Annotated in this window: 19 protein-coding genes; 9 read left to right on the top strand and 10 right to left on the bottom strand. The window is 66.0% G+C overall.

Going from position 1 to position 24,660, the window contains the following annotated elements; genetic code table 11:
- Positions 1-562 precede the first annotated feature (562 nt).
- Both Spa11_RS22560 and Spa11_RS22555 read right to left on the bottom strand, forming a co-directional pair.
- The gene (locus Spa11_RS22560; protein ID WP_145116838.1) at positions 563-1,216 is read right to left on the bottom strand and encodes a hypothetical protein; all 654 of its coding nucleotides are present in this window, start codon (positions 1,214-1,216) and stop codon (positions 563-565) included.
- 162 nt (positions 1,217-1,378) lie between these two features.
- Positions 1,379-2,659, bottom strand: coding sequence for an aminotransferase class I/II-fold pyridoxal phosphate-dependent enzyme (locus Spa11_RS22555; protein WP_391503297.1), 1,281 nt, complete (start codon positions 2,657-2,659; stop codon positions 1,379-1,381).
- Between the two features lie 291 nt (positions 2,660-2,950).
- Between Spa11_RS22555 and Spa11_RS22550 the strand changes: the two genes are divergently transcribed.
- Together Spa11_RS22550 and Spa11_RS22545 are read left to right on the top strand one after the other, a co-directional pair.
- Complete coding sequence (locus tag Spa11_RS22550) at positions 2,951-4,141, top strand: rhomboid family intramembrane serine protease (protein ID WP_145116837.1); 1,191 nt, start codon at positions 2,951-2,953, stop codon at positions 4,139-4,141.
- A gap of 31 nt (positions 4,142-4,172) precedes the next feature.
- Positions 4,173-4,742, top strand: coding sequence for a hypothetical protein (locus Spa11_RS22545; RefSeq protein WP_145116836.1), 570 nt, complete (start codon positions 4,173-4,175; stop codon positions 4,740-4,742).
- Positions 4,743-4,959: 217 nt separating this feature from the next.
- Here Spa11_RS22545 and Spa11_RS22540 read toward each other — a convergent pair whose 3' ends face one another.
- The 6 genes from Spa11_RS22540 to Spa11_RS22515 all read right to left on the bottom strand — a co-directional run bounded on the left by Spa11_RS22540 (position 4,960) and on the right by Spa11_RS22515 (position 12,697).
- A complete protein-coding gene (locus tag Spa11_RS22540; protein WP_145116835.1) occupies positions 4,960-6,897 on the bottom strand; it encodes a peptidylprolyl isomerase in 1,938 nt (645 codons plus the stop codon).
- 279 nt (positions 6,898-7,176) lie between these two features.
- Positions 7,177-7,956 carry an HTH domain-containing protein gene (locus Spa11_RS22535; RefSeq protein ID WP_145117116.1) on the bottom strand — a complete coding sequence of 260 codons (780 nt, stop codon included), beginning with the start codon at positions 7,954-7,956 and terminating at the stop codon, positions 7,177-7,179.
- Between the two features lie 115 nt (positions 7,957-8,071).
- Complete coding sequence (gene frr / locus Spa11_RS22530; protein WP_145116834.1) at positions 8,072-8,632, bottom strand: ribosome recycling factor; 561 nt, start codon at positions 8,630-8,632, stop codon at positions 8,072-8,074.
- Between the two features lie 343 nt (positions 8,633-8,975).
- Positions 8,976-9,728 carry a UMP kinase gene (pyrH, locus tag Spa11_RS22525; RefSeq protein ID WP_145116833.1) on the bottom strand — a complete coding sequence of 251 codons (753 nt, stop codon included), beginning with the start codon at positions 9,726-9,728 and terminating at the stop codon, positions 8,976-8,978.
- A gap of 121 nt (positions 9,729-9,849) precedes the next feature.
- Positions 9,850-10,713, bottom strand: a complete 864-nt coding sequence (locus Spa11_RS22520; protein ID WP_145113967.1) for a transposase — start codon at positions 10,711-10,713, stop codon at positions 9,850-9,852.
- Between the two features lie 205 nt (positions 10,714-10,918).
- Positions 10,919-12,697 (bottom strand): BBP7 family outer membrane beta-barrel protein, encoded by a 1,779-nt coding sequence (locus tag Spa11_RS22515; protein ID WP_145116832.1) that lies wholly within the window; start codon positions 12,695-12,697, stop codon positions 10,919-10,921.
- A 309-nt stretch (positions 12,698-13,006) separates the two neighbouring features.
- Between Spa11_RS22515 and Spa11_RS22510 the strand changes: the two genes are divergently transcribed.
- The 5 genes from Spa11_RS22510 (at position 13,007) to Spa11_RS22490 (ending at position 18,317) form a co-directional block, all read left to right on the top strand.
- Positions 13,007-13,669 carry a sigma-70 family RNA polymerase sigma factor gene (locus Spa11_RS22510; protein WP_197529599.1) on the top strand — a complete coding sequence of 221 codons (663 nt, stop codon included), beginning with the start codon at positions 13,007-13,009 and terminating at the stop codon, positions 13,667-13,669.
- Between the two features lie 134 nt (positions 13,670-13,803).
- Entirely contained in the window at positions 13,804-15,489 is a 1,686-nt protein-coding gene (locus Spa11_RS22505) for a serine/threonine-protein kinase (RefSeq protein ID WP_145116831.1), read from the top strand.
- Positions 15,490-15,663: 174 nt separating this feature from the next.
- A complete protein-coding gene (locus tag Spa11_RS22500; protein WP_145116830.1) occupies positions 15,664-16,902 on the top strand; it encodes a hypothetical protein in 1,239 nt (412 codons plus the stop codon).
- 14 nt (positions 16,903-16,916) lie between these two features.
- Positions 16,917-17,945 carry a DUF1559 domain-containing protein gene (locus tag Spa11_RS22495; RefSeq protein WP_197529598.1) on the top strand — a complete coding sequence of 343 codons (1,029 nt, stop codon included), beginning with the start codon at positions 16,917-16,919 and terminating at the stop codon, positions 17,943-17,945.
- Positions 17,946-18,029: 84 nt separating this feature from the next.
- On the top strand, positions 18,030-18,317 hold the full coding sequence (locus Spa11_RS22490) for a hypothetical protein (RefSeq protein WP_145116828.1): 288 nt from the start codon (positions 18,030-18,032) through the stop codon (positions 18,315-18,317).
- Positions 18,318-18,495: 178 nt separating this feature from the next.
- Here the strand turns inward: Spa11_RS22490 and Spa11_RS22485 are convergent, their stop codons facing one another.
- Positions 18,496-19,896 carry an ATP-binding protein gene (locus tag Spa11_RS22485; protein WP_145116827.1) on the bottom strand — a complete coding sequence of 467 codons (1,401 nt, stop codon included), beginning with the start codon at positions 19,894-19,896 and terminating at the stop codon, positions 18,496-18,498.
- 188 nt (positions 19,897-20,084) lie between these two features.
- Positions 20,085-20,951, bottom strand: a complete 867-nt coding sequence (locus Spa11_RS22480; RefSeq protein WP_145116826.1) for a metallophosphoesterase — start codon at positions 20,949-20,951, stop codon at positions 20,085-20,087.
- Positions 20,952-21,089: 138 nt separating this feature from the next.
- Between Spa11_RS22480 and Spa11_RS22475 the strand changes: the two genes are divergently transcribed.
- Both Spa11_RS22475 and lnt read left to right on the top strand, forming a co-directional pair.
- Positions 21,090-22,619, top strand: a complete 1,530-nt coding sequence (locus Spa11_RS22475; RefSeq protein ID WP_145116825.1) for a hypothetical protein — start codon at positions 21,090-21,092, stop codon at positions 22,617-22,619.
- Positions 22,620-22,636: 17 nt separating this feature from the next.
- Complete coding sequence (lnt, locus tag Spa11_RS22470) at positions 22,637-24,337, top strand: apolipoprotein N-acyltransferase (protein WP_145116824.1); 1,701 nt, start codon at positions 22,637-22,639, stop codon at positions 24,335-24,337.
- Positions 24,338-24,660 lie beyond the last annotated feature (323 nt).

Raw genomic sequence — 24,660 nt, 5'->3', positions numbered from 1 at the left:
GTGGCGGCGGTGGGGGTTCAACGGCGTTGCGAAACCGCAGCGGCCGTTGCAGCGTAGCAGCAGTTCTTACAGGCGGCCGGTGACAAAGTTACCAAGCAGCACGTAGGCGGCGAACGAGACGAACGCGACGATAGCGGCGGGAGCAATCATGAATCGTTTCCTGTGGTTGGTGTTGCGTGGCTGGCTTGCGCGGTTGTAACGACCGTCCCGGTCCTCGTCGGGAAAGCGCGGTCGTCCTAACCGTCACACTCCGCCACCCCGAGGCCCACCACAACAGGCGTGACGCCGACAGAGCTTGACGTCGGGGCGGTGTCGTCGTGAGGGTTTGCAACCGGCGTGCCAAACCAGTCGGAGGGGGTCCGGTCTGGCGGGGCAGCGGCCGGTTTGACGCGCGGGCGACCACGGGTGTTCGCTCACCCGACAAGGCCGGACGGCCGGACACCGTCCCTCGCTCGTCGAGCGTGATTCGCCGGAAGCCGGCGAACCGATTGCAAGCCCTCACGGCTTCCTGGCTTACTTCGGGCGTCGCTCGGCAGAGGGCTCAATAAACACGCGCGGCGCGTCAGCGAAGGAACGCCCGGCAAGGTCGCCGGCCGGCGGAAGCGAGGAGCAAGAGCGAGCCCATCGCCAAGGCGCTCGGCTCGGGCACGGCGACGCCGTTGAGGATGAGGGTGATCTGGTCGAAGTGGACAACGGGGGTTACCAGCATGGCATCAACCCACCCAGAAATTGTGTAGGAGTAAATATGCCCCTCTCCATCGTGCAGGAAAGCAAGGTCAGCTGGATCGACAGGGAACTGTGCAGGTCCGTTTACGAGGAACAGCCAAGGCGAGTCCAGAATGGGAATACTTCCAAGGCCGACGAGAGACTCGAACTCCCCGTCCACCCCAGCGAAGCTTTTGCTATTACCCACGTTGTCTTGGAAGGCGGCGTCACCGAGTTTGATAGTCCAGTAGAGCTGGTCGAATGGCAACTCGGCTCCATTTTCATCGCCGTAACTGTTGATGACGCCCGGCTCGAAGACGCCACGAATCAGCAAGTCCGCCGAGTCGATCCGCGAAAACTGCATCCCCAAATCAAAACCACAATCGCCGAAGCAAACTCCCAAGGGCCCCACGGCATCCGTGATGTCGAAACGGTATTCCGCAGCGAAGCCCGGGGTGGCGGTGGCGAGAGCTGCAAGGGCGGCGAGCGCGTAGCGGCGGAGGCGATTCATGGGGATCTCACAGAAGCTGGAGGAGTCGGCTGCCTTTACGGGCCGAAACCCCCCGGTCGATGTCACGCCACAAATGTGACGGCGAGCCGGCGACGTTAGTCGTCGGTGGAACCCGAGTATCCGCTTCCCACCGACGACTAACGTCGCCGGCTCGCCATTTCTTTACACGTTCGCCACCACAGCCGGCTTCCCCGTGAAGTCCGCCTCGGCTTCCTTGAGACACGCCTTGATCTGGCGCACGGCTTGGCGGAGGCGTTCTTCGTTCTCCACGAGGCTCATGCGCAGGTAGCCCTCGCCCGCAGGGCCGAAGCCGCTGCCGGGGCTGACCGCGACGTTCCCCTTGTCCAAGAGCAGCATGGCGAAGTCCATCGTGCTCATGCGGCTCTTCCACGGCTCGGGGATTGGCTGCCAGACGAACATGCCCGCCTTGGGCCGGGCGTCGGCCCAGCCGAGCCGCACGAGTCCGTCGCAGAGCGCGTCACGGCGGCCCTGATAGATCAACGACTGCTTCTCGACGGCGGCCTGCGTGTCGCGGAGGGCGACGATCGCCGCGATCTGGATCGCCTGGAACATGCCGTAGTCGTAGTAGCCCTTGATCGTCGCCAGCGCGTTGACCATCTGGCGGTTGCCGGCGCAGAAGCCGACGCGCCAGCCGGCCATGTTGTAGCCCTTCGACATGGTGGTGAACTCGACGCCCACGTCGATCGCCCCGGGCGAAGCCAGGAAGCTTGGCGGCTTGTAGCCGTCGTAGGCGACGTCGGCGTAGGCGAAGTCGCTAATGACCATCACGTTGTACTTCTTCGCGAGCTTCACCACCTCGTCAAAGAAAGGCTGCTCGACCGTCACGCTCGACGGGTTGTGCGGGTAGCACAAGAGCAGCAGCTTGGGCTTCGGGTAGAGTGTCTCGCACGTGTGGGCGATCGCCGACAGGAACTTATCGGAGTTGGTGACCGGCAGCTGGATGACGTTCGCCCCGGCCAGCGCGACGGCGTAGACGTGCACGGGGAAGTAGGGCGTCGGGACCATCGCTGTGTCGCCGGGGCCCATCAGCGACAGGATCATGTGGCTGAAGCCTTCCTTCGATCCCAGGCAGGTGATGACCTCTTGGTCGGGGTCGAGCCGCACGCCGTACTTTTTGAAGTACTTGCTGGCGACCTCGCGGCGGAGGTTGGCGATGCCGATGTTCTTGCTGTAGCGGTGGTTGCGGGTGTCGCGGGCCGCTTCGACGAGTTTCTCGATGACCTCGGTCTCGGGTGGGTCGCTGGGGTTGCCCATGCCCAGCTCGATCACGTCGTCCCCGGCGACGCGTTTGTCGTAGATCATCTTGTTGATGCGGCCGAACAGGTACGGCGGCAGCCGCGTCACGCGGTCGGCGACACGGATCTCGAAGGGGGGGTCGACGGACTCGTCGCGGAGCGTATTGGGGTCGTCGCTGGGCATCATCAAGCGGCGGGCGAAGGGACTGATAGGAAGTGCCGGTCCCACAGGAGACCTCCGCGGGGCGGTCGGTTCGCGCGGCGGGCCGGTCCTTGGAATATACTCGGTCCGGGCCTGCGGGCTGAGCCCTGAAAGAAAAGCTAAATGACCAATGACCAAGCCCCAATGACCAATGGGGGAGCTTCCGCCCTTGCCTTTTCCTGCAAGCCTGACCCCTGACTCCTGCCCCCTCCCTTGGTCATTGGGGCTTGGTCATTGGTCATTCTTAACGCTAACACTCTCAGTCGGTCGCTTCCCTTGTTCTTCCCGTTCAGCACCGACGCCCCCGTCTACTACTGGCCCTACGCCACGGTTGGGCTGATCATCGCCAACGTGCTGGCGTTCTTGGCGGTGGACATCGGCCAGCTGTCCCTAGACCCCTGGATACTCCAGTACGGCCAGGGGCTGCACCCCGAGCAGTGGATCCTGTCCCCGTTCATGCACGCGGGTTGGGGGCACCTGATCGGGAACATGATCTTCTTGTGGGTGTTCGGTCTGGTGGTCGAGGGAAAGCTCGGCCCGGCGAAGTTCCTGCCGATCTACCTGCTGACGGCGACGGCCCAGTCCGCCCTGGAGCAGGCCGTGATGCTCGGCGCCACAGGAGGCGGCTCACTCGGCGCGTCGTCGGCGATCTACGGCCTGATGGCGATCGCGGCGGTCTGGGCGCCCGAGAACTCGATCCAGTTCTTCTACTGGATCGCCTTCTACATGGGAGTCACCGACATCCCGATCCTCGGCGTCGCGGCCCTCTACGTCGGCCTCGACCTGGCAATCGCAGGGTTATGGACGGGGCTATTGGGGCAGGGCATCACCAGCGGCGTACTGCACCTCATGGGAGCCGTGGTTGGCCTGCCGTTGGGGGTGTTCCTCCTCAAACGCGGCGTTGTCGATTGCGAGGGCTGGGACTTTTTCAGCCGCTACTTTGGCGACGACAAGCCGAAGACCAAGGCGAAATCCAAGGCCGCGATCGCCAAGGAGAATGCCGCCCAAGAGGCCGCCGCCGCCGAGCGAGCCGCCAAGGACGCCAAGCGGCAGAGCGATTCGCTCCAGGCCGCCCGCCAGCAGATCGGCGTCTACCTGCAGGCCAGCAACCCTGTCGCCGCCGCGACGCTCTACCAGAAGTTGCGGGGCGGCGGTCTACGGCTGGAGCCCGCCGCGCTGCACCAGATCGCCAAGGGCCTCCAAGCCGCCGGGCATTGGCGGGAGCTGGCCCCGATCCTGTCCGAACTGATCGAAGCGGCGCCGCAGGCGGCCGACCCCTTGCGAGTGACGCTCGCCCACGTCTGCGTGACGAAGCTCGAACGCCCCGGCCGGGCCCTTGAACTCCTCGCAAACGTCAACGCCGAACGGTTGACCGACAAACAACGGTCCGCCGCCAAAGGAGTTTTGAAAGCCGCCCGTGCAATGCAATCGGAGGGTGTGGTCGAATTAGATGACGGGGGCTGGTGAACCGCCGGGATGCGCCCACGCCCCCACCCGAGTGCGACTGTTCCCCCCGCCGAAACGCCTCCGCCAGTTACGAATCGTGACCGATCCCGCTCCCCACGCCCCCGGCCAGCCGGCGCCGGCCGTCAACGGCTCGCACGCTCCCCGCCCTCAGACGCCGGTCGAATCGCCCGCCGACGCCCGCCGCCGCCGGCTCACCGAAGCCAAGCGACAGTTCGACCGCTACATCGATCTCGGCGCCTACGACCCGGCCCTCGCCCTCCATCGACAGATGACCGCCGCGGGCGAGGGCTGGCGGATCGACCCCCAGCGATTGCAGCCGCTGGTCGACTTCCTCCGCGGCGACAAGCGTTACGACGAAGCGACGCCGCTCCTTGTGGACCTCATCGAGCAGCTCCAACAACGCGTCAACAACCTCCGCCTGACGCTCGCGCAGGTCGCGGTCAAGAAAGTCGATGAACCGCAACTAGCGATCGACACGCTCGTCGCGCTCGACCACCGCTTGCTGACGACCGAGCAACGCGACATCGCCATCGAGATGCAAGGCCGCGCAAGACGCCGCCAAATCGAAGGCACGATCGGCCCCCAAAGCGAGATCCGATAGGAGGGTCCGCTATGCGGACCGCCCAAGGATTCCGCGCAACGATTCGCCAACCCACCAATAGTCGAGGTTGAAAAGTAGAACTGCGGGTGACATCGATACAACGCGCCCCTATCCCCTCCGTGTCATCCGTGGTGCATTCATCGTTTGCAAAGCAAAAAGCCCCGCGGCGCTCGCGCGCCGCGGGGCTTCGTTCTTGTCGAAATCAACAATCGCTCGCTCAGCGGAGCGCCGCGGTGGGACGCACGTTGCCGTCCTTGACGCGGGCGGCTTGCTTCGTGTCGCTCTTCTTGGCGGGCGCTTGCGTGGTGCCGGCGAGGTAGTTGTCGATCCGGGCGCCGCTGCGGAGACGCTCGAACTCTTCGCTCATCGCCAGTCGCATCTTCTTCTCGAGGATGTCGCGCTGCAGCTCGCTCTGCACCTCGGCCATCGTCACGCCGATCGACTCGGTGCGTCCTTCGCTGCGGAGGATGAGGAACTTGTCGGCCACCTGAATGATGCCCGAGAGCTGACCGTCCGCCAGGGCGAACGCGGCCTCTTCGAGCTGGGGCTGGCCGCTGTACTTGCGGATCGGCGGCACCTCGCCACGCAGGCTGCGGCTGGAGGGCTCGATCGAGTACTCCTCGGCCAGGTCGCCGAAGAACTCCGCGGTCGGGTTCTGGCGGGCCTTGTCCCACACCTCTTGGGCGCGGCGGAGGCTGCCCAGCACGATCGCCCGGCAACGGACCTTCTCGCCGTAGTTGGCCTCGAAGCCCTTCTGCAGGTCCTCGGCAGTGATCTCGACGCGGCCGTCGGTCAGCTTCTTCAGCGCGGCCGAGGGCCACACGGAGTCGCGGACATACTGCTCGTAACCGAGGCCCTGCTCCTCGGTCGCCATCTTCACCCAGCGCGCCATGTCGGGCTGGCCTTGTTGGTCGAGGACGCCGGCGAGTTCGGCGCCGTGCCGCATCTCGGCTTCGAGGTCGGACTGGGCGACGGTCTTGCCCGCGGCTTCGAGGGCCTGACGCAACAGCAACTGCGAGATCTCGACTTCGAGGACTTCTTCGCCGTGACGCATTAAGCACTCGCGGCCGAGGTCGGCCATCGAGACTTTGTCGCCGTTCACCGTCGCGACGACGCCGGGCATCGTCTCACGGAACTTGGGGTCGTTGTAAACGTTCTGGATCACCGCCGCATTCTGCAAGTCGGCGAACAGCGTGTTGGCGACGCCGCGCAACTTCTGCTCGCTGATCGACTCGGCCAGCTCGTCGCGGACCTCGGCCATCGGAACGTTCCGCGGCGGGATGTGGCCCTCGCACTTGAGGATCACAAATTGCTCGCCCGCTTTGACGACGGGTGAGACTTCGCCCTGCTTGAGACTGAACGCCGCGCGCTCGACCCGCGGGTCGCCCGAGTGGGGGCGGATCGGTTGGATCAAGCCGCCGATGCTCGCGGAGTTGACGTCCTGCGAGTGCGACATGGCGAGGCGCGCGAACTCGGCCGGGCGGGCGGCCGCCTCACGCTGCACCTTCGCGGCGACCTGGGCGTCGGTGACGACGATCAGCCGCACCTGCACGGCGCGACCGAAGCGAGTCTCGTACTCTTGGTTCAGCTCGGCCTCGGTCGGCTGGATGTCCTTGGCGGCCAGCTCACGCAGGGCGAGCGTCGGCCAGAGGATGTCGCGCTTGTACTCGGCCTCATCGACGCCGCGCTGGTTCTTCAGCAGCTCGAGCCATTGCTCGCGGCCGAGCTTGAAGCGCTTAGCCATCCGATCGACCTCGGCGTCCACTTCGGCCGTGGTGACTTCGACGCCCCTCTTGCGGCAGTGGTGTTCGATGAGACGCTTGTTGACGAGGCTTTCAAGGACGCTCTCGCCGTGGCGTTCGACGCACGCCTGGACGAGCGCCTGACGGCTGATGTCCTTGCCGTTGACGATCGCCATCACGTCGTGGGGCGGGCCGCCGGCGGGGAGGTCCGAGGCGAGGGGCGCCTGGTGGCTGGTCGGCGCGACGCCTTGCCTCGGCGATTGGGCCTCGGCTTCATCGCCGCCAATGACGCCGCGGGCCAAGAGACTGGCGCCGAGGACGATCGCCGCGGCGACCACGAGGGGCCAGCGCCGGCGGGGCGTGGCGGCAGGGTTTCTTGGGGCGTTCCGACGATCCGCGTCCTTGCGGGCCATAGCTGGGTCTCCGTCGTCCGTGACAGGAAATGAGCGGCGCCGACGCGAGTTGGAGCGCGGGCGCAACGTATGCGGGGCCGGGAGATTAGCAGCCGCCGCAATTTGGGTGAAGAGAAATCTGCGAGTGTGCTAGCACGCCAAATGCCGTTGACTATCGAGCAAGTCTAAGCCGTGGGCGGTAGCCCTCGGTGCATGTCGGGTACCCGCTTCGCTCCGAGGGCTACCGCCCACGGCTTAGATTGGTCGTGGTGGTTTGCGGAAGCTACTGCTGGGTACGAACTAGAGCTTTGCTTTCAGCGAGTCGAGCAGTTGGTGCGTCTGACGGCGCTGGATCTCGGGGTCTTCAGCTTGGAGGTACTCGGTCGCGTTGAAGCCGTCGCCGCGGCGGCGGTTCTGACGGGGTTCGAGGCCCTCGATCAGCACGGCTTCCAGCGTTACGGCGACAAGCTCAATCGAGAGCGTCGCTTGTGTCTCAACCAGTCGGCCATCTTCGGTGACGCGGAGCAAGCCGAACCACGAGAAGCGATTCCAGCGGGCTTGGAGACGGTCCTTGGTGTGCTCAAAGAGTCGCTGCCCCATCGGCCGGTCGATGGACCGCCCGACGTAGGTCACTTCGCGTCCGTCGTGCAGGAGATAGACGCCGAGCTGTCGCGAGAAATCGACGGTCTCAGCGCCTATATGTTGACGGCCGAGGATTGCGGGCGAGTTGCGCCAATGCACGGCGTCGCGTTGCCAGTACATGCCGAAGGCTTGGATGAGGCCGACGTCTTCAACATCATCAGAAGAAAGTATTTCGGCGACTTCATCGACGTAGGGAGTAGGTTTCGGGTTCTCGACAATAGCTCGCAAAGCGTAAGTAGCACTTGCGACCTTTCGATAGGGCGAATCCGCTCCCTGTTTGTTGATGGAAGTTCCGAGGTGGGAAATTACCGTGGCTCCAGGTGTTGCGCCGTAACTTGACCTTAAATTGAGCTGAACAATGCGGTCGGTGATTTCCGCGTAGTGCATTGGCCCGCCCTTCTCGGCGAGCACGTGCTGGATCGCTTCGTGCCAAGTCATCTCACCCACGAATCATCTCCTGGTGATTTGCGTCGATTCGCGTAATTCGCGGGCCAACTTGCTAAACGAGCGGCTTTGCTACGGACGACGGCTTCCACTGTCCGCACAGCGGACCCTACTGCTCCATCACTTCCGAGGTCTTCGCTTTCGCCAGGTCGTCGCACGACTTTTCGTGCTTGTCGGTGAGCTCTTGGACGTCGTTCTTGTAGGTCTTCAGCTCGTCCTCGCTAAGCTCCTTGTCCTTCTCCATCTGGTCGAGGCTCTTGTTAGCGTCGCGGCGGACGTTGCGGATCGCGACCTTCGACTCTTCGGTCAGGTCCTTGGTGCGGGCGACCATCTTCTTCCGCACGTCGCCCGAAAGGGCGGGGATGTTGAGCCGCACGACCTTGCCATCCGACTGCGGCGCGAGTCCCAGGTCGCTGGCGATGATCGCCTTCTCGATGTCCTTGATGACCGACGGATCGAACGGCCGGATCACCAGCTGCTGTGGCTCGGGCGCGCTGACGCTCGCCAATTGCTTGAGCGGCGTCGGTGATCCGTAGGCGTCGACGCGGAGCGAATCGACCATGCCGGGATTCGCGCGGCCGGTACGGATGCCGGTGAGGTCGCCCTTGAGCTTCTCAACGGCTTTGTCCATGCGCTCTTCGGCGTCGAGCAAAATCTCTTCAACGGACATGGGTTTGGAAAGGGGCTAGGGATTAGGGGCTAGGGGCTGCGGGGCCTTCGCTTGCGGTCGGTTTATGAAAAGAAAAGAGGGGTATGTGGGGGGGATTCTGGGGATGGCGATGGTGTGAAGCTAGATACCTGTTTAACTGTAGGAGGCGTCTCCGACGCCGATTTCGGTATCCATGCCGAGCCGTGATGGTGCGCGTAATCGGCGTCGGAGACGCCTCCTACAAAATCTAATCTAGGCTAAGCCTCACATCGCAACCGAACCTGCAATATCGAAGGCGTCATCCGCGGCGAGCACGATCCCCCCATCTCCGATCATCTCCTCATCTCCCTTCCTAACCTCACCACTAAGCAGGCGTCGGCGCGGCGCTCGTGACGCGGGTGCCGATTGAGTCGCCGCGGACGGCGCGTTCGATGTTGCCGTCGTTGCGGTAGTTGAACACCAGGATCGGCAGGTCGTGCTCCATACAGTGGGCGATCGCCGTGGAGTCCATCACCCGCAGGTTCTTCTCGCGCACCTGGTTGTAGGTGAGGTGATCGTAGAGCACCGCGTGCGGGTTCTTCTCGGGGTCCTCGCTGTAGACGCCATCGACACGCGTCGCCTTCATGAGGATGTCGCACTCGAGTTCGAGCGCCTTCTGCGCGGCGGCGGTGTCGGTCGTCACGAACGGCGCGCCGGTGCCGGCGGCGAAGATCACGATGCGGCCCTTCTCGAGGTGGCGCTTCGCGCGGCGGCGGATGTAGGGTTCGGCGACGCCGTCCATCTTGATGGCGGTCATCAGCCGCGTCTGAGCGCCGACCGACTCCAGCGCGTCTTGCAGCGCCAGGCCGTTGATCACCGTGGCGAGCATGCCCATGTAGTGGCCGGTGGCCTCCTGGATGCTGCTGGCGCCGGCGGTGAACTGGGCGCCGCGGAGGATGTTGCCGCCGCCGATGACGATGCCGATCTCGACGCCCTGCTGGGCCGCCCGGACGGTTTGCTTGGCGATATGCACGACCTCGGCCATGCTGATCCCTCGCTCGCCCGCGGGGGCGAAACTCTCACCGGAGAGCTTGAGGATGATTCGGCTGTAGGGCGAGCTAGGGAGCGAGTCGGGCATGGTGACGGCAAAGCGGAGGGGCGGCGAGGACTAGAGAAGTCTATCCCGCTAAGAAACCCTCCGCCAAGCCGCCGAGGCGCAGCCGCATCGCGACATCTGGCGAGCCGGGAGCGTCACAGGATTATGCAACTAGTAGCTGAGGGTTCTTTGCGAGCGAGCGGGTTCCGGCGATAAGGAGCTTGGCCTGGACCCAGTGTCGGACGCGGTGGAAGCGTCGGACCCAGGCGGGGAGCGAGGCGAGCCCGCCGCCGAAGGTGACCAGCGTCCCGAAGGAGGTCTCGATCGCCGTCCGCTGGCGGTAGAGAGCCGCCCCGAACGCCGTCCCCAACAGCTCGATGCTCCGCAGCCGACTGGGCGAATGTCGTTGGTGGCCCAAGCCTTTCCCCTTGCGTTTCTTCGCCACCAGCTGAAACCCTTCGGCTTGGGCCGCGTCGTAGAGCGGGTTGGCGTCGTACTCGGTGTCCGCCAGCAGGTAACCGCCGCCGGCAAGCCCTTCGATCAACCAGCGGGCCACGCGTTTCTCGCTGACGTTCATCGGTGAGAGGTCCCAGGCCAGCGGCATCGGCCCATCGCCCCAGATCACATGCAGCTTGTAGCCCAGCTGCTTGCCCCCGGCGCCACGGCCGTAGCCCGCGTCGGGGTCCTTGCTCACCAGACTCACCGCGAGCGCCTTGCCATCGATCTTCTTGACGATCCCCTGGCCCAGGTTCAGCAGCCCGATCAGCCGCTGCTCCACGGCCGTCAGCAGCAGCACGCAAGCGGGCTTACGCAAGCGTCGGCTCAGCGTGCCTTGCGTCGGCAAAGGTTGAGGGCAGAGGTCGGTGGGCCAGTTCTCGGGGCACGCGGCCCAGGCGGTGGGGCGGTCGTGGACCACCGCCCACAGGTAAACCACCACGATGTCGCCGGTGGAGTACCTCCAACTCCCCCATCCCACGTCCAACTGTTTCACCAAACGGTACAATAACCGCCAGAGTTCGCGTTCCATCGGATCGTCTCCCCCTGCAAGGAATAGAATCTCTCCATGCAGAATGGGACGCGGACTCCCTCTTCGCCATCGGACCGTGCTAGCCCTTGCATAATCCTGGTCAGCGACCGGAGGAATCCTGGCACCCGGCGCCCTCCGGTCGCTGACGCTCCCGGCTCGCCTACGCCTGGCGCTCCCTCGTCCCTCGTCCCGAACCTCTCGCCCCTCAGTAGTTGTAATCCAACCCAAAATTCAATCCGTGCGCCCATAGGCTGGTCTCTTGCCAGTCGAAGGTGGGCGAGGTGGGGTCGATCACATCGCCGGGGCGGACGACGTTGGCCCAGTAGAGCAACGAGTACGCGGCGCTGACGCTCAGCTGGTCGGTGAGGCGGTACGAGGCGCGGGCCGACAGCTCGGGGACGACGCTGAAACGGTCGCGCGAGTAGTAGCCGACTTGCCCCGCGGGCGTTAGCAGGCCGCCGGTGGTCGTCGTCCCGCCGATGCTGGTCGTGCCGTTGACGCCGACACGTTGGCGGGTGCCGCCAACGGCGACCTTGCCGGTGAGTTCGAGGTTCCAGCGCTTCGACCGCAGGTCGTAGACGTAGCCGAGGTCGGCGCCATGGAATTCGTTGCTGGCATTGAAGCTCTCATTGAGGAACCGCGAGATGGGGGGCGTCACCGGCGCGACGTTCTCGCTGAAGGCGAGGCTCTCTTCAAGGTTCAGGTAGCGGTAGCCCGCGATGAAATCGATCCGCGAGATAGCAGGCGCCGGCTGACGCATCCCACCCAAGGCGCCGCTCAACGGGCCGCGGCCGCTGGTGCATGTCGGGCAGCTGCAACCGCCGCCGCCACCGAGTTCGTGGCAACCGACGCCCGTGCGGGCGCGGAGACCGAAGGACTCGAACTCACTTCGCGCGGCGACGCTGAAGGAACCAGCCGCGGCTCCTGGTTGCGAGATGATCTGAACGTCTTGGGCGTCGGTCGCGGTGTTGTAGAACGGTCGGCCGAAAACGCCGGACGCGGTAGGGTCACTGTAGGAGAAGGCGTCGTTCTCGTTGCCGAAGAACATCCAGTCGCCCTCGATCGCCAGGTCGCGGCGGTCGTCGAGCCAGGCGCCGATGGTGAATTGCGCGCCGTTGCGGGCGTTATCAAGGATCTCGCCGCCGTAGACAACGCGCGTGCCGGCATCGCCGAGGATTGGTGGGTTCCCGAGGTCGTTGGTCGTCGCCAGCGGCGGCGTCGCCATGCCGTCGAACCACCACAACAGATAATCGGCCCGCGCATAGAAGCCGCGCTGCGACGGCGGGTTGCATGTCACGCAGCCCGAGTCCCTGCCGTAGCCGCCGAGCGGCATGGGCGGGCCCGGCTCTTGATGGAGGAGCGGTGACCGCCGCCGCGGTGAGACGATTCCCATGTCGATGACTTCGGGCGACGATTCGTGATACTGCCCCTCGGGGTAGTAGTCGTCGGCGGGAAGGGGCTCGATCGAGCCACCCCGCACCGGCTCGGGGAGCGTCTCCCCCCGGCGGGCTTCGTCGGCGAGCACCTTGTCGAGATCGATCGCCTCGCCGCCGTCTTCGGTCGCTTGCGTGGGGATGACGCCGAAGCTCCGTGGCGGATCGATCTCCCTCGCGCGGCGTGGGGGGATGAACTGCGCGGGCGAGACGCTGCCTAGTTGGACGCGCGGTTCGCTCCGCGACGACGTGGCCGTCGGCAGTTCGAGTTGCGACGCCAGCAGCGTGCGACCCGTGTCGTGTTTGATGCGGATGCGCTCGCCGACGAAGCGGTCGAGGGACACGCCGGGCGAAGGCTCTACGAGGCGCTGGACTTTGCCGAACTGGTCGGCGATGGCGAAGGGCGGTTCGCCGCGCGACGTGTCGGGGTTGCGGATAAGGATCCCCATCGCGCCGCGCGGGGCCGGGTTGCTGGCCTCTTGGGCGAGGGCCGGCGTCAGCGACGCGGCGGCGATCACCAGGGCGGTAAGCAGGGGGCGCCAGCGTTGCATAACGGCTGTCGGGGTTGGAATCAAAACGATTGCGCAGCGGCGCCCCCGGCGGCGGGGGCACACGCGGCGGCTTTTAGCAGCGGGAACTTGAGGGAAACAAGGCCAGAAACACGATTTGGGAGGGTGGGCGTTTTGGCACGCGAACCGGGGGCTAAGGCCCCGCGGCTGATGTTGCTAATCAGCCGGGACGCCTTAGCGTCCGGTTCATCAACTCACCACCCAACACTCCCGCGCGTTGCCATTACTCCGCCGTCCGCCGATAGTGAAGGAGCCTATCCACGCCGCCTGCGACTCACCGCTCTACCCCAAATGACCTCGATCTGGCCCCGCTCCGACGACACGCAGAAGCTGCTGGATGGAGTGCGTGAGGGGGACGCCGACGCACGCGACCGGCTCTTCGACCGCCATCGGGCCGCGGTGCGGCGGATGATCGACCTGCGGATGGACCGGGTGCTCGAGCGCCGCGTGGACGCTAGCGACATCGTTCAAGACGTGCTGGTGGAGGCGAACCGCCGGCTGGCGGACTACCTCGCCGACCCGGTGATGCCGTTTCATTTGTGGCTGCGGCAGATGGCGAAGGACCGGCTGATCGACGCGCACCGTCGGCACCGGGTCGCCGCGCGGCGGAGCATCGACCGCGAGCAGCCGCTCGCCGGGGCGACGCGCAACGATGAGGAGTCGGTGCTCGACCTCGCCGCCCAACTCGCCGACGGCGAATTGACGCCCGCCGCGGCCGCAACGTGGCGCGAGCTGCAGCGCCGCTTCGCCGAGGCGGTAGGCGAACTCGAAGAGCTCGATCAAGAGATCATCCTGATGCGGCACTTCGAACGCCTCACCAACAGCGAAGCGGCCGAAGCCCTCGGCCTCAGCATCCAAGCCGCGAGCATGCGGCACCTCCGCGCCATGCGCCGTCTTCGCGAACGGCTTTCCGATTTGGAACCACAACGGAACGAAGGAAACGAAGGGGGTTGAACCACAAAGGAACTAAGGAACGGAGGTTTAAAAAAAGAGAGCCCGCGAATATTGCGGATCAGCGCGAATAAAGAAGTCTTTACTTTGTTCCTTAGTTCCTTCGTGGTTAATCCTTTTCGGGTTAACGCTTGACTATGCCGACCTCGACCGAAGCCGATGAGCGTCTTGCTGCGTTGCTCGATGAATTGACGGTCGCGGCGATGGAAGGTGATGCGGGGTGGCTCGAGACGGCCGTTGCTTCGCACCCCGACCTCAAGGACGATCTGCGCGACTTGTGGGGCGCGGTCATGGTCACTAGCGCGGTGGCGTCGGCGTCGCAGGCGACGACCGAGCTGTATGAGCCCGGCAGTGGTTCTGCGGCGCCGGGTCCTGCTCAAGAGCTTCCACTGCCTTATCAGCTGGGCGATTACTTGTTGACCGAGGAAGTCGGCCGCGGGGGGATGGGCATCGTCTATCGCGCGCGACAAGAGAGCCTGGATCGCTCGGTAGCGGTGAAGCTGATCCTGCGCGGGGCGCTGGCATCGGGGGCGGAACAGCTGCGGTTCCGCAGCGAGGCCGAAGCGGTGGCGCAGCTCGATCACCCCGGCGTCGTGCCGATCCACGAGGTGGGCGACCACGGCGGGCAGCTGTTCTTTAGCATGCCGTTCGTCGAGGGCGAGACGCTCGCGGCGCGATTGGCGCGGGGCCCTTTGCCGGACCGCGAAGCGGCGCGGGTGGTGCGCGACGTGGCGCGGGCGATCGAGTCGGCGCATCACAAGGGCGTGCTGCACCGCGACCTTAAGCCCGCGAACATCTTGCTCGATAGCGAAGGCCGCGTGCATGTCACCGACTTCGGCCTGGCGAAGCGCTTCGGCGAAGGTTCGGCGCCGTCGCTCACGATGTCTGGCGCTATACTCGGGACGCCGTCGTACATGGCTCCGGAGCAAGCAGCCGGTTCGCGCGGCGACGTGGGGCCGGTGACGGATGTCTACAGCCTCGGCGCGATCCTCTATGCGCTGGTGACGGGGCGGCCGCCGTTCCAGGGGCCGACGAGCGTCGACACGGTGTTGCAATTGTTGGAGCAAGACCCCGCCCCGCCGCGGGTGCTCAACCGGCGTGTCGATCGCGACCTTGAGATGATCATCCTCCGCTGCTTGCAGAAGCCGAGCGAACTGCGTTACGCGTCGGCGGCGGCGCTGGCGGCGGACCTCGACGCGTTCTTGCGTAGCGAGCCAATCGCGGCGCGCAGCGGGCAGTTCACGCAGGTCCTCGCGCGCGTTTTCCGCGAGACGCACCACGCCACGTTGCTTGAGAACTGGGGCCTGTTGTGGATGTGGCACGCGCTGGTGCTGCTGGTGATCTGCGTGGTGACGAACGTCTTCCAGCTCATGCAGCCGACGTGGCCGGTGATGACGACGACGACGCCCTACGTCCTCTTGTGGGGCGGCGCGCTGGCCGTGTGGGCGCCGATCTTCTGGCGGCTGCGTCACCGCGCGGGGCCGGTGACGGCGGTCGAGCGGCACATTGCCCACGTCTGGGGGGCGAGCGTCGCGGCGGTGATGGTGCTGTTTGCGGTCGAGCACCTGCTGGGGCTGCCGGTGCTGACGCTCTCGCCCGTGCTGGGGATCATCAGTGGGATGGTCTTCGTCGTGAAAGCGGGGATCCTCGCCGGCGCCTTCTATGTGCATGCGGTCGCGTTGTTCGCCTCGGCGCTGGGGATGGCGGCGCTGCAGTCGGCGGGATTCGCCTACGGACTCACGCTTTACGGCGTGGTGTCGGGCCTGACGTTCTTCGTCCCGGGTCTCAAGTACTGGCGCCAGAGCCGTTCGCGAAGCGCATAGGCTGAGCGGGCAGTGTTCTCCATCCCACGCTATTTCGTGGGCATTTACGGCCAACCGTTCACCCGGAGCCGTCCGACGTCTATGATCGGTCCTCCCACCTCTGATGGAACGCCGCTGCCGGCATGGCCGCTGCTCTCACCTTGATATCCCACCTACGGCGCGGAGAAGTACGCGATGCGTTTTCTTGGACACGGGGCTCTTGCCGCCCTGGCGACTCTCGTACTGGCGAATACGGAGGCGATGGCCCTCGACGTTTTTGCGACGAGCTTCTTCCCGGTTGAATCGCCCGCTGACCCCGACCCGACGCTCACCGGCGTGCTGAAGATCAATGTCGAGACAGGCTCGGTCTCGACCTTCATCCCCGAGTCTCCGCAGACGGGGTTCATCTATCCGACCGACGTTGTCGTCGATTCCGGGACGAATCGGATGTACGTCTCGACGCTCTCGGGACTCATCTTCCACTTCGACGCGCTGACCGGCGCGCCACTCGAGTCGAACATCCCGGGCCTGCCCGGGGCGTTTGCCGCCTTGCCGCAAGCGGAAGTTGAACAAGGCAACGGCTACAACAACCTCTTGCTGACCGGCGACGGGCAAGTGCTGGCGGCGACCGCCTTCGGTTCGATCACACCTTACGAACTCGCGACCGGCGCGCCGGCGACGAACCTTGCCGATGGACTGCCGTATCCTTCGGGCATGGCCTACTCCCCGGCGGGCGACTTGCTCGTGTCGGTCGGCGATCCGTTCGGCGGGCCGGGCGCGGTCTTACAACTCGGCGCCGAGGACCCGCTGGTGCCATTCGGGGCGACGCCCGGCGTACGCGGCGGGAGCAAGCCGTTCGTCGTTTACGCCGCCGCCGACTATAACCGCGACGGGGTTGTCAATGAGCCCGACTACGACGTCTGGGCCGCCGCCTATGGGACGGACGACCCCGCCGCCGACGGCAACTTCGACGGCGTCGTCGACGCCGCCGATTACACCGTGTGGCGAGACGCCGAGGGAGAAGAGGCGACCATCGTCATCACCGACCTCAACGGCAACCAACTGACGCAGTACACGATGGACGGATCGTTCGGCATGGAGCTGGCCATCATCCCGCCGGCGATCCCCGATCCGCTTCCCGACACGGCCAACGAGGCGGCGCCGAGTAACTCGCCGTCGGGCCTGCTCGAAACCCCCGACGGGACGTTCTTGGTGAGCACGCTGGGCCTGACGCGGCGTCCCGACAACCGTGGGGCGTTGATCGAGTTTGGCCGCGACGGCGGCCTGTTGGGGACGATCGTCGAGGGCTTGCCGCCGATCAGCGCCATCGCCTTCGCGCCAGAATCCGTTGGTGTGGCGTCGGTCCCCGAGCCGTCGGTCGTGGTGCTCGCCGCGATCGCCATGGTCGGCGCCTTTGCCAATCGTCGCGTATGACATCGAGGACGCCCTTGACCGCTGGACGGGCAGATCGCTCACATCAGGCAGGGTTCACGCTCGTTGAACTCCTGGTCGTCGTGGCGATCATCGGCATCCTCGTCGCACTCTTGCTTCCGGCCGTGCAGGCGGCTCGCGAGGCGTCACGGCGGACGTCGTGCGTCAACAAGCTGCGGCAGGTGGCGGTCGCGATGCAGAACCACGTCGCCGCGCAGGGACACTTCCCTTCCGGCGCCGTGTCGCAGGCCAACCCCGACAACCCGGCGACGCCCCACAACTTTTACCGGTGGAGCGCTTTGGCGGCGATCTTGCCGTACCTCGAAAGCGGCGCGGCTTACGACGCACTGGACATGACGCAGCCGCTCTACACGGGGGTCAGCGGCAGCGTCTCGGCGGCGAACGTCGAGCCGGTGAAGCAGACGCTCGCCGAGTACCTCTGCCCGAGCGATCAGGGACTGCCCGTGAGCGATAAGTTCGGGCCCACCAACTACGCCGTCTGCGCGGGCATTGGCCTGGGCGATCCGGCGACGCCGTTCGACGACGGCAGTCCGGCGGATACCGGCGGCCTGTTTGGGATCAATTCTGAGTTGCGGCCGGCGCAGATCACCGACGGTCTTTCCAAGACGGTCCTCGCCAGCGAGAGCCCGCTTGGTGTCCCGCGTCCGAGCGACCCGCACGACCCGGTCTACGAGTACAAGATGGTGACCCTGCCGCTAACCGACGCGAAGTGTGCGGGGCCGGCTGATTGGAACGTTTCCGACCCACGTGGTTTCGCCTGGGCCAACGGCGAGTTTCGTTGTGCGCTCTACAACCACTACCACACGCCCAACGCGGCGGAAGCGGACTGCATGGCGGCGGCGATCGGCGGCATGCCGGCAACCATCTTCCGGGCGTTCGGCTGGCGGGCCGCCCGCAGTTTGCATCCAGGCGGCGTAAACGCCGCCCTGGCGGACGGTTCGGTGCGCTTTATTGGGGATGATGTCGATTCTGCGGCCTGGCGAGCTGGCGCCACAGTTGCGGGGGGGGACTCGGACGATCTTTAGTCGAGGAGGTAAGCTCTGAGGCTTGCTGAGAGACTGAGGGTCGATGGATCACCCGTGAACCCGCACACCGATTAGATTATTCCGATGATTGCTCGCTCGATTGCTTCGCTCGCCCTCGTTAGCGCCGTAGCTACGATCGCCCCGGCCCAGGCCCCCGCATCGCCGGCTGCTGCCGTCGTGGCGCCAGTCGTCGCTCCCGTTGCGGGAGCGCTCAGCGCTGAGGCTCAGGTCCGTGAGCAGCCCCTCCTGGAACGGCCGAACCGCTTGGGCCATTTCTACGGCAACACGATCCGTCGTCGCCACTACGGCACGCTGATGGTGAACGCCAAGCACAGCGATCGGCCGCTGGCGCGGTACTTCTACATTCCGTGATGGGCGTCGCGGTGATTTGGCCCAATTGAGTGGTGCGCGTTGTTGGGGGGCTACTCCGGGCGATTACGCATTCCGGCTCCCTGACTTGCCTATTGGCTAGCCATGCCGTGGGCAGAGAGCCGGAATGCGTTAGCGCCCGGAGTGGGCCACGAACAGTGCACCACTCGCTAACACACGCTCACAACCCCGCAAAGTAGTTCCGCACCGCCGCGCCGAGGCTCTCGGTGTCGGCGACCATCGGGCGGTCGTGCACCGTGCAGTAGTTCTTCGCCTGCCGCAACAGGTCGCGGGGGTGACAGAAGCGCAGGGGCCGCTCGGACGGGGCGTAGTGTTCCGACATCAGCGTCTCGACGGCGCCGGAGGGGAGTTCGATGCCGAGTTGCTTGGCGTAGTGCCTGAAGAGGTCGCGGAACTGCGTGGGCGTGGGGTTGTCGACTTCGACCTTGTAGGGGATGCGCCGCAGGAAGGCCTCGTCGACGAGTTGGCTCGGCTCGAGGTTCGTCGAAAGGACGCAGAGCATCTCGAAGGGGACCCGCGCCTGCCGGCCCGAAGCGAGCGACAGGTAATCGAACTGCTTTTCGAGCGGGACGATCAGGCGGTTGAGCAGCTCGGTGCTGCTGACGCGTTGCCGGCCGAAGTCGTCGATCACCAGGACGCCGCCGTTGGCCTTCATCTGCACGGGCGCTTCGCTGACGCCGCTGGCGGCGTTGAACGCGGGGTCGAGCTGCTCGAGCGTTAGCTCACCGCCGACGACGACGGTGGGCCGCTTGATGAGCACCCAGCGGCGGTCGTAGCGGACGCCTTGCAGCTCCTCGGACTCGATCGGTTGATGGCAGCTCTCGTCGAAGAGCTTTAGGACATCGCCGCCGATCGAAATGGCCCGCGGTATCCAGAGATGCTTGCCGAACGCGCCACAGACGTGCTCGGCAATGGTCGTCTTGCCGTTGCCTGGCGCGCCGTAGAGGAACAGGCCGCGACCGTCGGAGACGGCTTGGGCGAGCAGGCTGAGCATGCTCTCGCCGAGCGTCATCTCGTCGAACGCTTGACGGAGCGTCTCGACCGTGACGCGCGTCTGACCGACCGCCTGCGCGCGGATGGCGCGTTCGTAGGCGGCGAGCGGCACGGGGGCGGCGTCGGCGTAGGCGCCGTGCTCGGCGTGTTGCCGGGCGCGGGTGTGTCCTGCTTCGGAGAGTTGATACGAGTAGTCGCCGCCGAGCGCCTGGCCCTTGATGACCACGAGCAGCTCGTCACGCATCCGCGCGAGCGCCGCGGTGACGATGGCGTGCGACAGGCAGCTCTGCCGCGCGAGGTCGGCGCCGGACGCGGTGACGCGGCCCAGCAGGGTCTTCATCAACAGGGCATCGACGGCGCCCTCGGTGAGACCGGCTTCGGCGAGGTCGCGTGGCTCGGGCGGCGGCGGTGGGAAGGGTTCTTGGGCGTCGGCAACGCGGTGACGCGCCGGCGCCGAGGCAGGCATCGCCCCGGGCAGCTGCGGGGCGTTGGCCGCGGCGCGCTTGGCGAGCGCGGCCGCTAGATCGGGGGGAAGTGCCGATTCGAGCGACGAATTGACGAACGACATGACGGGCGCGATGGACCAGCGGCAGGGCGCCGGACGCGCCGAAGGCGCCCGGGGGATACCGCAAACATGCGATCGGATTCCCGCAGCGTCCAACGCCGAATCACGAGGTTCACCTGTGCAATCTGGCGCCCGCCGGGGTCAGCCGACGCCACCGGAGCGATCCAACCCGGCGCGCCCGCAGGACCCGTTCAGACGGGCGTCAGTGTAAAGACCGTTACTTCTGGCCGGACGCCGAAGCGGATACGGCGTGTGTAACCGAGGCCGCGATTGACGTAGAGGTTTCGTCCCCCATTGAGCGAGACGTGCCCACGGGCGTAGGCCTTGTTCTTAATCGGCAGGACCGGGGCGCCGATGATCGGGAAGCGGCACTGCCCGCCGTGCGTGTGGCCCGAGAGAATCCAGCCGCCGAACGTGGACCAATCGGGGAGGTCCGCGATATCGGGGTTGTGGGCGAGGCAGATGGTCGGGCGGGTGTGATCGACGCGGGCAAAGGTCGCGTTGAGGTCGGTGCGTCGCGCCCAGCGGTCGTCGCAACCGGCGATTTGGAGGCCGTCGATATCGATGGACTCATTGCGGAGAACAGTGACACCAAGGTTACGCACCTTGTCCACGAGTTCATCGGCGACGAAGTCGTTGCGGAATCCTTCCCCGTAGTCATGGTTGCCCAGCACGATGAAAGTCGGCAGGTCGATGACGGGCGAGTCGCGCAGCGTGTCGATTACGAGATCGACCGACTCGGCGCGGCGGCTCGACATCAGATCTCCAGTGATAACGAGGTAGTCAGGACCCAACTCTTCTAGACTGCGCAGTACAGTACGCAGATAGCTGTTATCGACGACCGGACCGACGTGCAGGTCGCTGATCTGTACCAGCCGTTTACCAACGAGCGACGACGACAGATTCATCAGGGGCATCGTGTGATGCGTTATTTCGACCCAATGGGGCTCAATTCGCCGCGCGTAGGCGTAGGAGCCGAGTGCTAGCGTTACGCCGCCCGCGGCGATGCGGCCGAGCCACTGTCGTCGGGTCAGCGGTTGGCGATCGGGAGATGGCATGGGCGGAGGTGGGGGCGGGCGAGGCGGGAGGCCGTGCGTCGGGGCGGGAGGGCCGGTAGACTTTTGAGCGAGGGAGGACGGCGCGCCGCTCCGTGGCCGGACCTCTCCTTATTCTCCCCGATGGTCAGAAGGCGCAAAGTGCGGACGGAACGATTCTTCGCTAAACGTCACGCCCCCCTGGCGGCGGTGCTGCTGGTGCTCCCGTTAGTCGTGGGTTGCCCCCAGGAGGTTCCGTACGCGGCGCCGGAGAACGGGGCGTCCGAGAACGGGGCGTCAACGGGAGAGGCGCCGGCGTTCACGCCGGACGAGAACGTTGGCGGATCGACCGGGACCGACATGGCCGGGTCCGATTCGATTGAGGCCGATCCGGTCCCCGCGGACACGCCGGCGAACGACACTGCCGAGGCTCCACCCGAACGGCTGCCGTGGGAAGCGTCTGAGAGTCCCGCCGAGGCTCCGGAGGAAGCGGGAGAGTTGTTCGCTGCGGTGGACGAACCCCCAACAGCGTCGGCGACGCCCCCCGTGGCGGACGATTCGAAGCCGGAAGAGGAGGACGACGGCTTCGGTGCCTTCTTGAATGAGGCTTACAGCTCGACGACCGACGAGCCGGCGAGCGATTCTATCGAGGCGGTAGCCGAAACACCGCCGGCGGAGGAGCCTAAGCCGACCGCAGTGCCCGCAGTTACAGAGGAACAAGCGAGCCCGCCGCCGACCGCTACCGAATCCGCCGCACCCGATGACGATGGTTGGTGGCTCGATTCGGCTGCGAAACCGGCTGTGGAAACGCCTGTCGTCGAGGCGCCGGCCGAAGACCCGAAGCCAGAGTTAGAGCCGAAAGAGCCCTCGGCGACCGCTTCGGCCAATGCTGACTTGGTGGACGAGCTGTGGGGAGATGAACCCGAGGAGCCCGCAACGGAGGCTCCGGCGGCAAAGCCGCCCTTCGAAGAACCGCCGGGCGAGGAACCATGGGCGAACGAATCACCGATGCTGCCGCTCGACGAGCCGACGGCGCCCGCGGATGACGCTTCGCTGTTTGATGAGCCGGAAGCGGAGCCGGAGAAGACCGAGCCGTTGCCTGAGCCCGAGCCCGAGCCTGAGGCCGCTAAGCCGCGGGCGGCGGAGCGTGCGGCGCCGATGGCGGCGGATGTGATGCAGCCGTTGCCGGCGGTGCCGGTGCTGGAGTTCAACACCCGGCACTTGGCCTGGCTGTTGGGCGGCAAGTTGGGTCTTGCCGAGCTGGCGGACCTCGACGGCGCGACGCCGACCGAGGTCGCCGAGTGGCGGAGCGAAGTCGAGCGGTTGTCGAAGTCGCTCCGGATCGCCGATCCGAGCACGGGGGGCGCCGCAACCGACGCCGACGAGCGCGTCCAGAACATGCTCGGCGCGGCGTCGCGCGCCGGCGTCGAGTTGACGCAAGCGCACGGCGTCGATCATGCGGCGCTGTTGGAGATCGCGCTGAAGACTAATGCGCTATTGGTCGTGGCGCAGGATCACCCGGAACTCGCCGCGTCGGTGGGTCGTGCGGTCGAGGGCGCCGCCGAGCGGGCTATGTTGCCGAAGTTCCTCTGGGAGGATGCGGTGCGGGTGCTCAAGAGCAGCTCCGACGCGGACCAGACGCATGACGCCGTGATCCGGCTCCACGAGCGGGTGGAGTCGTTCCTGCGTTGAACGCCAACCACCAGGCAGTGAAGGACTCTCCCGTGGTGGAGTTCGGTCCCCCACGAGTGCTGCTCGTCGGGGTGATTGGCGCGGTGCTGTTGTGGCTCGCGCAGCCGCCGGCGGCGCTGTGGCCGCTGGCTTGGATCGCACCGGGGGTGTGGCTATGGCTCGCCGAGTCGCCTGCCGAATGGCGGCGCCGTGAGTACCTCAAGATGTGGCTTGCGGGATCGCTGTATTGGCTCTTGGCGGTGCACTGGGTGCGGCTGCCGCACCCGTTGACACCGTTGGGCTGGGCGCCGCTAGCGCTTTATTTGGGCCTCTATCCCGTGGCGCTGGTCGCGCTAGTGCGGACCGCGCGGCGGCGTTGGCGCTGGCCGTTGTGGCTGGCGGCGCCGGTCGTGTGGACGGGGCTCGAGTTGCTGCAGGCGCGGTTGTTCACTGGCTTCTTGATGGGTGCGGTGAGCCATTCGCAAGCGGGCCAGCCCTGGATACGTTCGCTCGCCGCCTACGCGGGTGCGTACGGCGTGACTTTCGCCGTGGTGCTCGTTGCTGCGACCTTGGCAAACGCCTTCCTTGCTTGGAAGACCCCGCGTCGTGGTCGGCGATTGATAGAAGCGATTGCATCGATCGCGATCGTGATCGCGGTTGGCTTCGCAGCCAGGTCCGCCGTCGAGACGAACTTCAAAATCGACAAAGCGCCACGGCCGCGGGTGGCGCTCATCCAGGGCGACATCCGCGCCACGTGGGACCCGGACCCCGCGCGCGGCCAGCGGATCATGGACCGCCACATGGTGCTTTCGCGCGAGGCGTTCGCACAGAGTCGGCGTGACGGGCGGCCGGTCGATCTGGTGATCTGGCCCGAGAGCATGTTCCGCACGCCGCTCATTTACTTCGATGGCGCCGCCGAACCACCAGCCGACGCCGACGACGCGTACACCGCTCGCATCGAGAACACCGCCTCGTGGCTGAAGGTGCTCGCCGACATGACGGGCGGCGCCGCGTCGCTGGTGGGGATCGACCGCTTCGACATCCTGTCCGAGCCCGCGGGCGTTGGGGACGAGCGTGTCTACAACAGCGTCCTGCTCTCGGATGGCGAAGGGCAGCCGATCGCCGTCTACGACAAGACGCACCTCGTGCCGTTTGGCGAGTACATCCCGTTTGCTTCCGGGATGCCGATTATCTACTACCTGACGCCGATCTCCGGCGGCATGGGCGTCGGCGCCGGGCCAGTGGCGATGGACGCGCCACTGCGCGACGGGCCGCTGGGTAACGGGGGCGTGCTGCGGCTGTGCCCGTCGATCTGCTACGAGACGGTGGTGCCGCACGTCATCCGCCGGCAGGTCGCGACGCTCACGGCTGACGGCGAGCGCCCCGACGTGCTGGTGAACGTCACCAACGACGCTTGGTTCTGGGGCTCGAGCGAACTCGACATGCACTTGGCGTGCGGGGTCTATCGGGCGGTGGAGAACGGCCTACCGCTGCTGGTGGCGGCCAATGGGGGCCTCTCGGCGGTCATCGATGCGACAGGTGAGGTCCAGGCCCTGGGGCCGCGGATGGCGGAGCAGGCGCTGGTGGCGGACGTCCCGCGGCCGAGTGCGCGGGCGACGTTCTACAGCCGCTGGGGGGACGTGTTCGCGGGGGTGTGCCTGGCGGCGTGCGGGCTGCTTGCGGGGAGCCGCGGCGTTGAGGCTATCAAACTCCGACGGGCGGCGAGCCGGGGACGTTAGTCCTCGGTGGGGAGCGGGTACCCGTATCCACCGACGACTAACGTCGCCGGCTCGCCGACGTCCTGAGAGCTGCCGTCGCAATAAGGGCCGCTTGGGGCGGCGAATTGGGTTGTGACGGCCCCAGCTCGGCGAAATCGTTGACGGGGTCTGGCGGGCCAGCGAAACTGAGCCGTCTAGGCAAGAGGCCCCAGAAAGCCCCAGAAAGTGGCTAATCTCGTTTGGAGATAGCGAGTTAGCGTCAGATAATGAGAGCCCTCGACCGTCGGCATGTCTCCGGAACAGCCTGCCGCGTCCCCAAATTCAACTTAGCCCCCGGTCAATGA

Source organism: Botrimarina mediterranea (assembly GCF_007753265.1).
GTDB lineage: Bacteria > Planctomycetota > Planctomycetia > Pirellulales > Lacipirellulaceae > Botrimarina > Botrimarina mediterranea.
The sequence above is the reverse complement of the archived record's forward strand: the minus strand, read 5'-3'. Positions and strand labels throughout refer to the sequence as shown.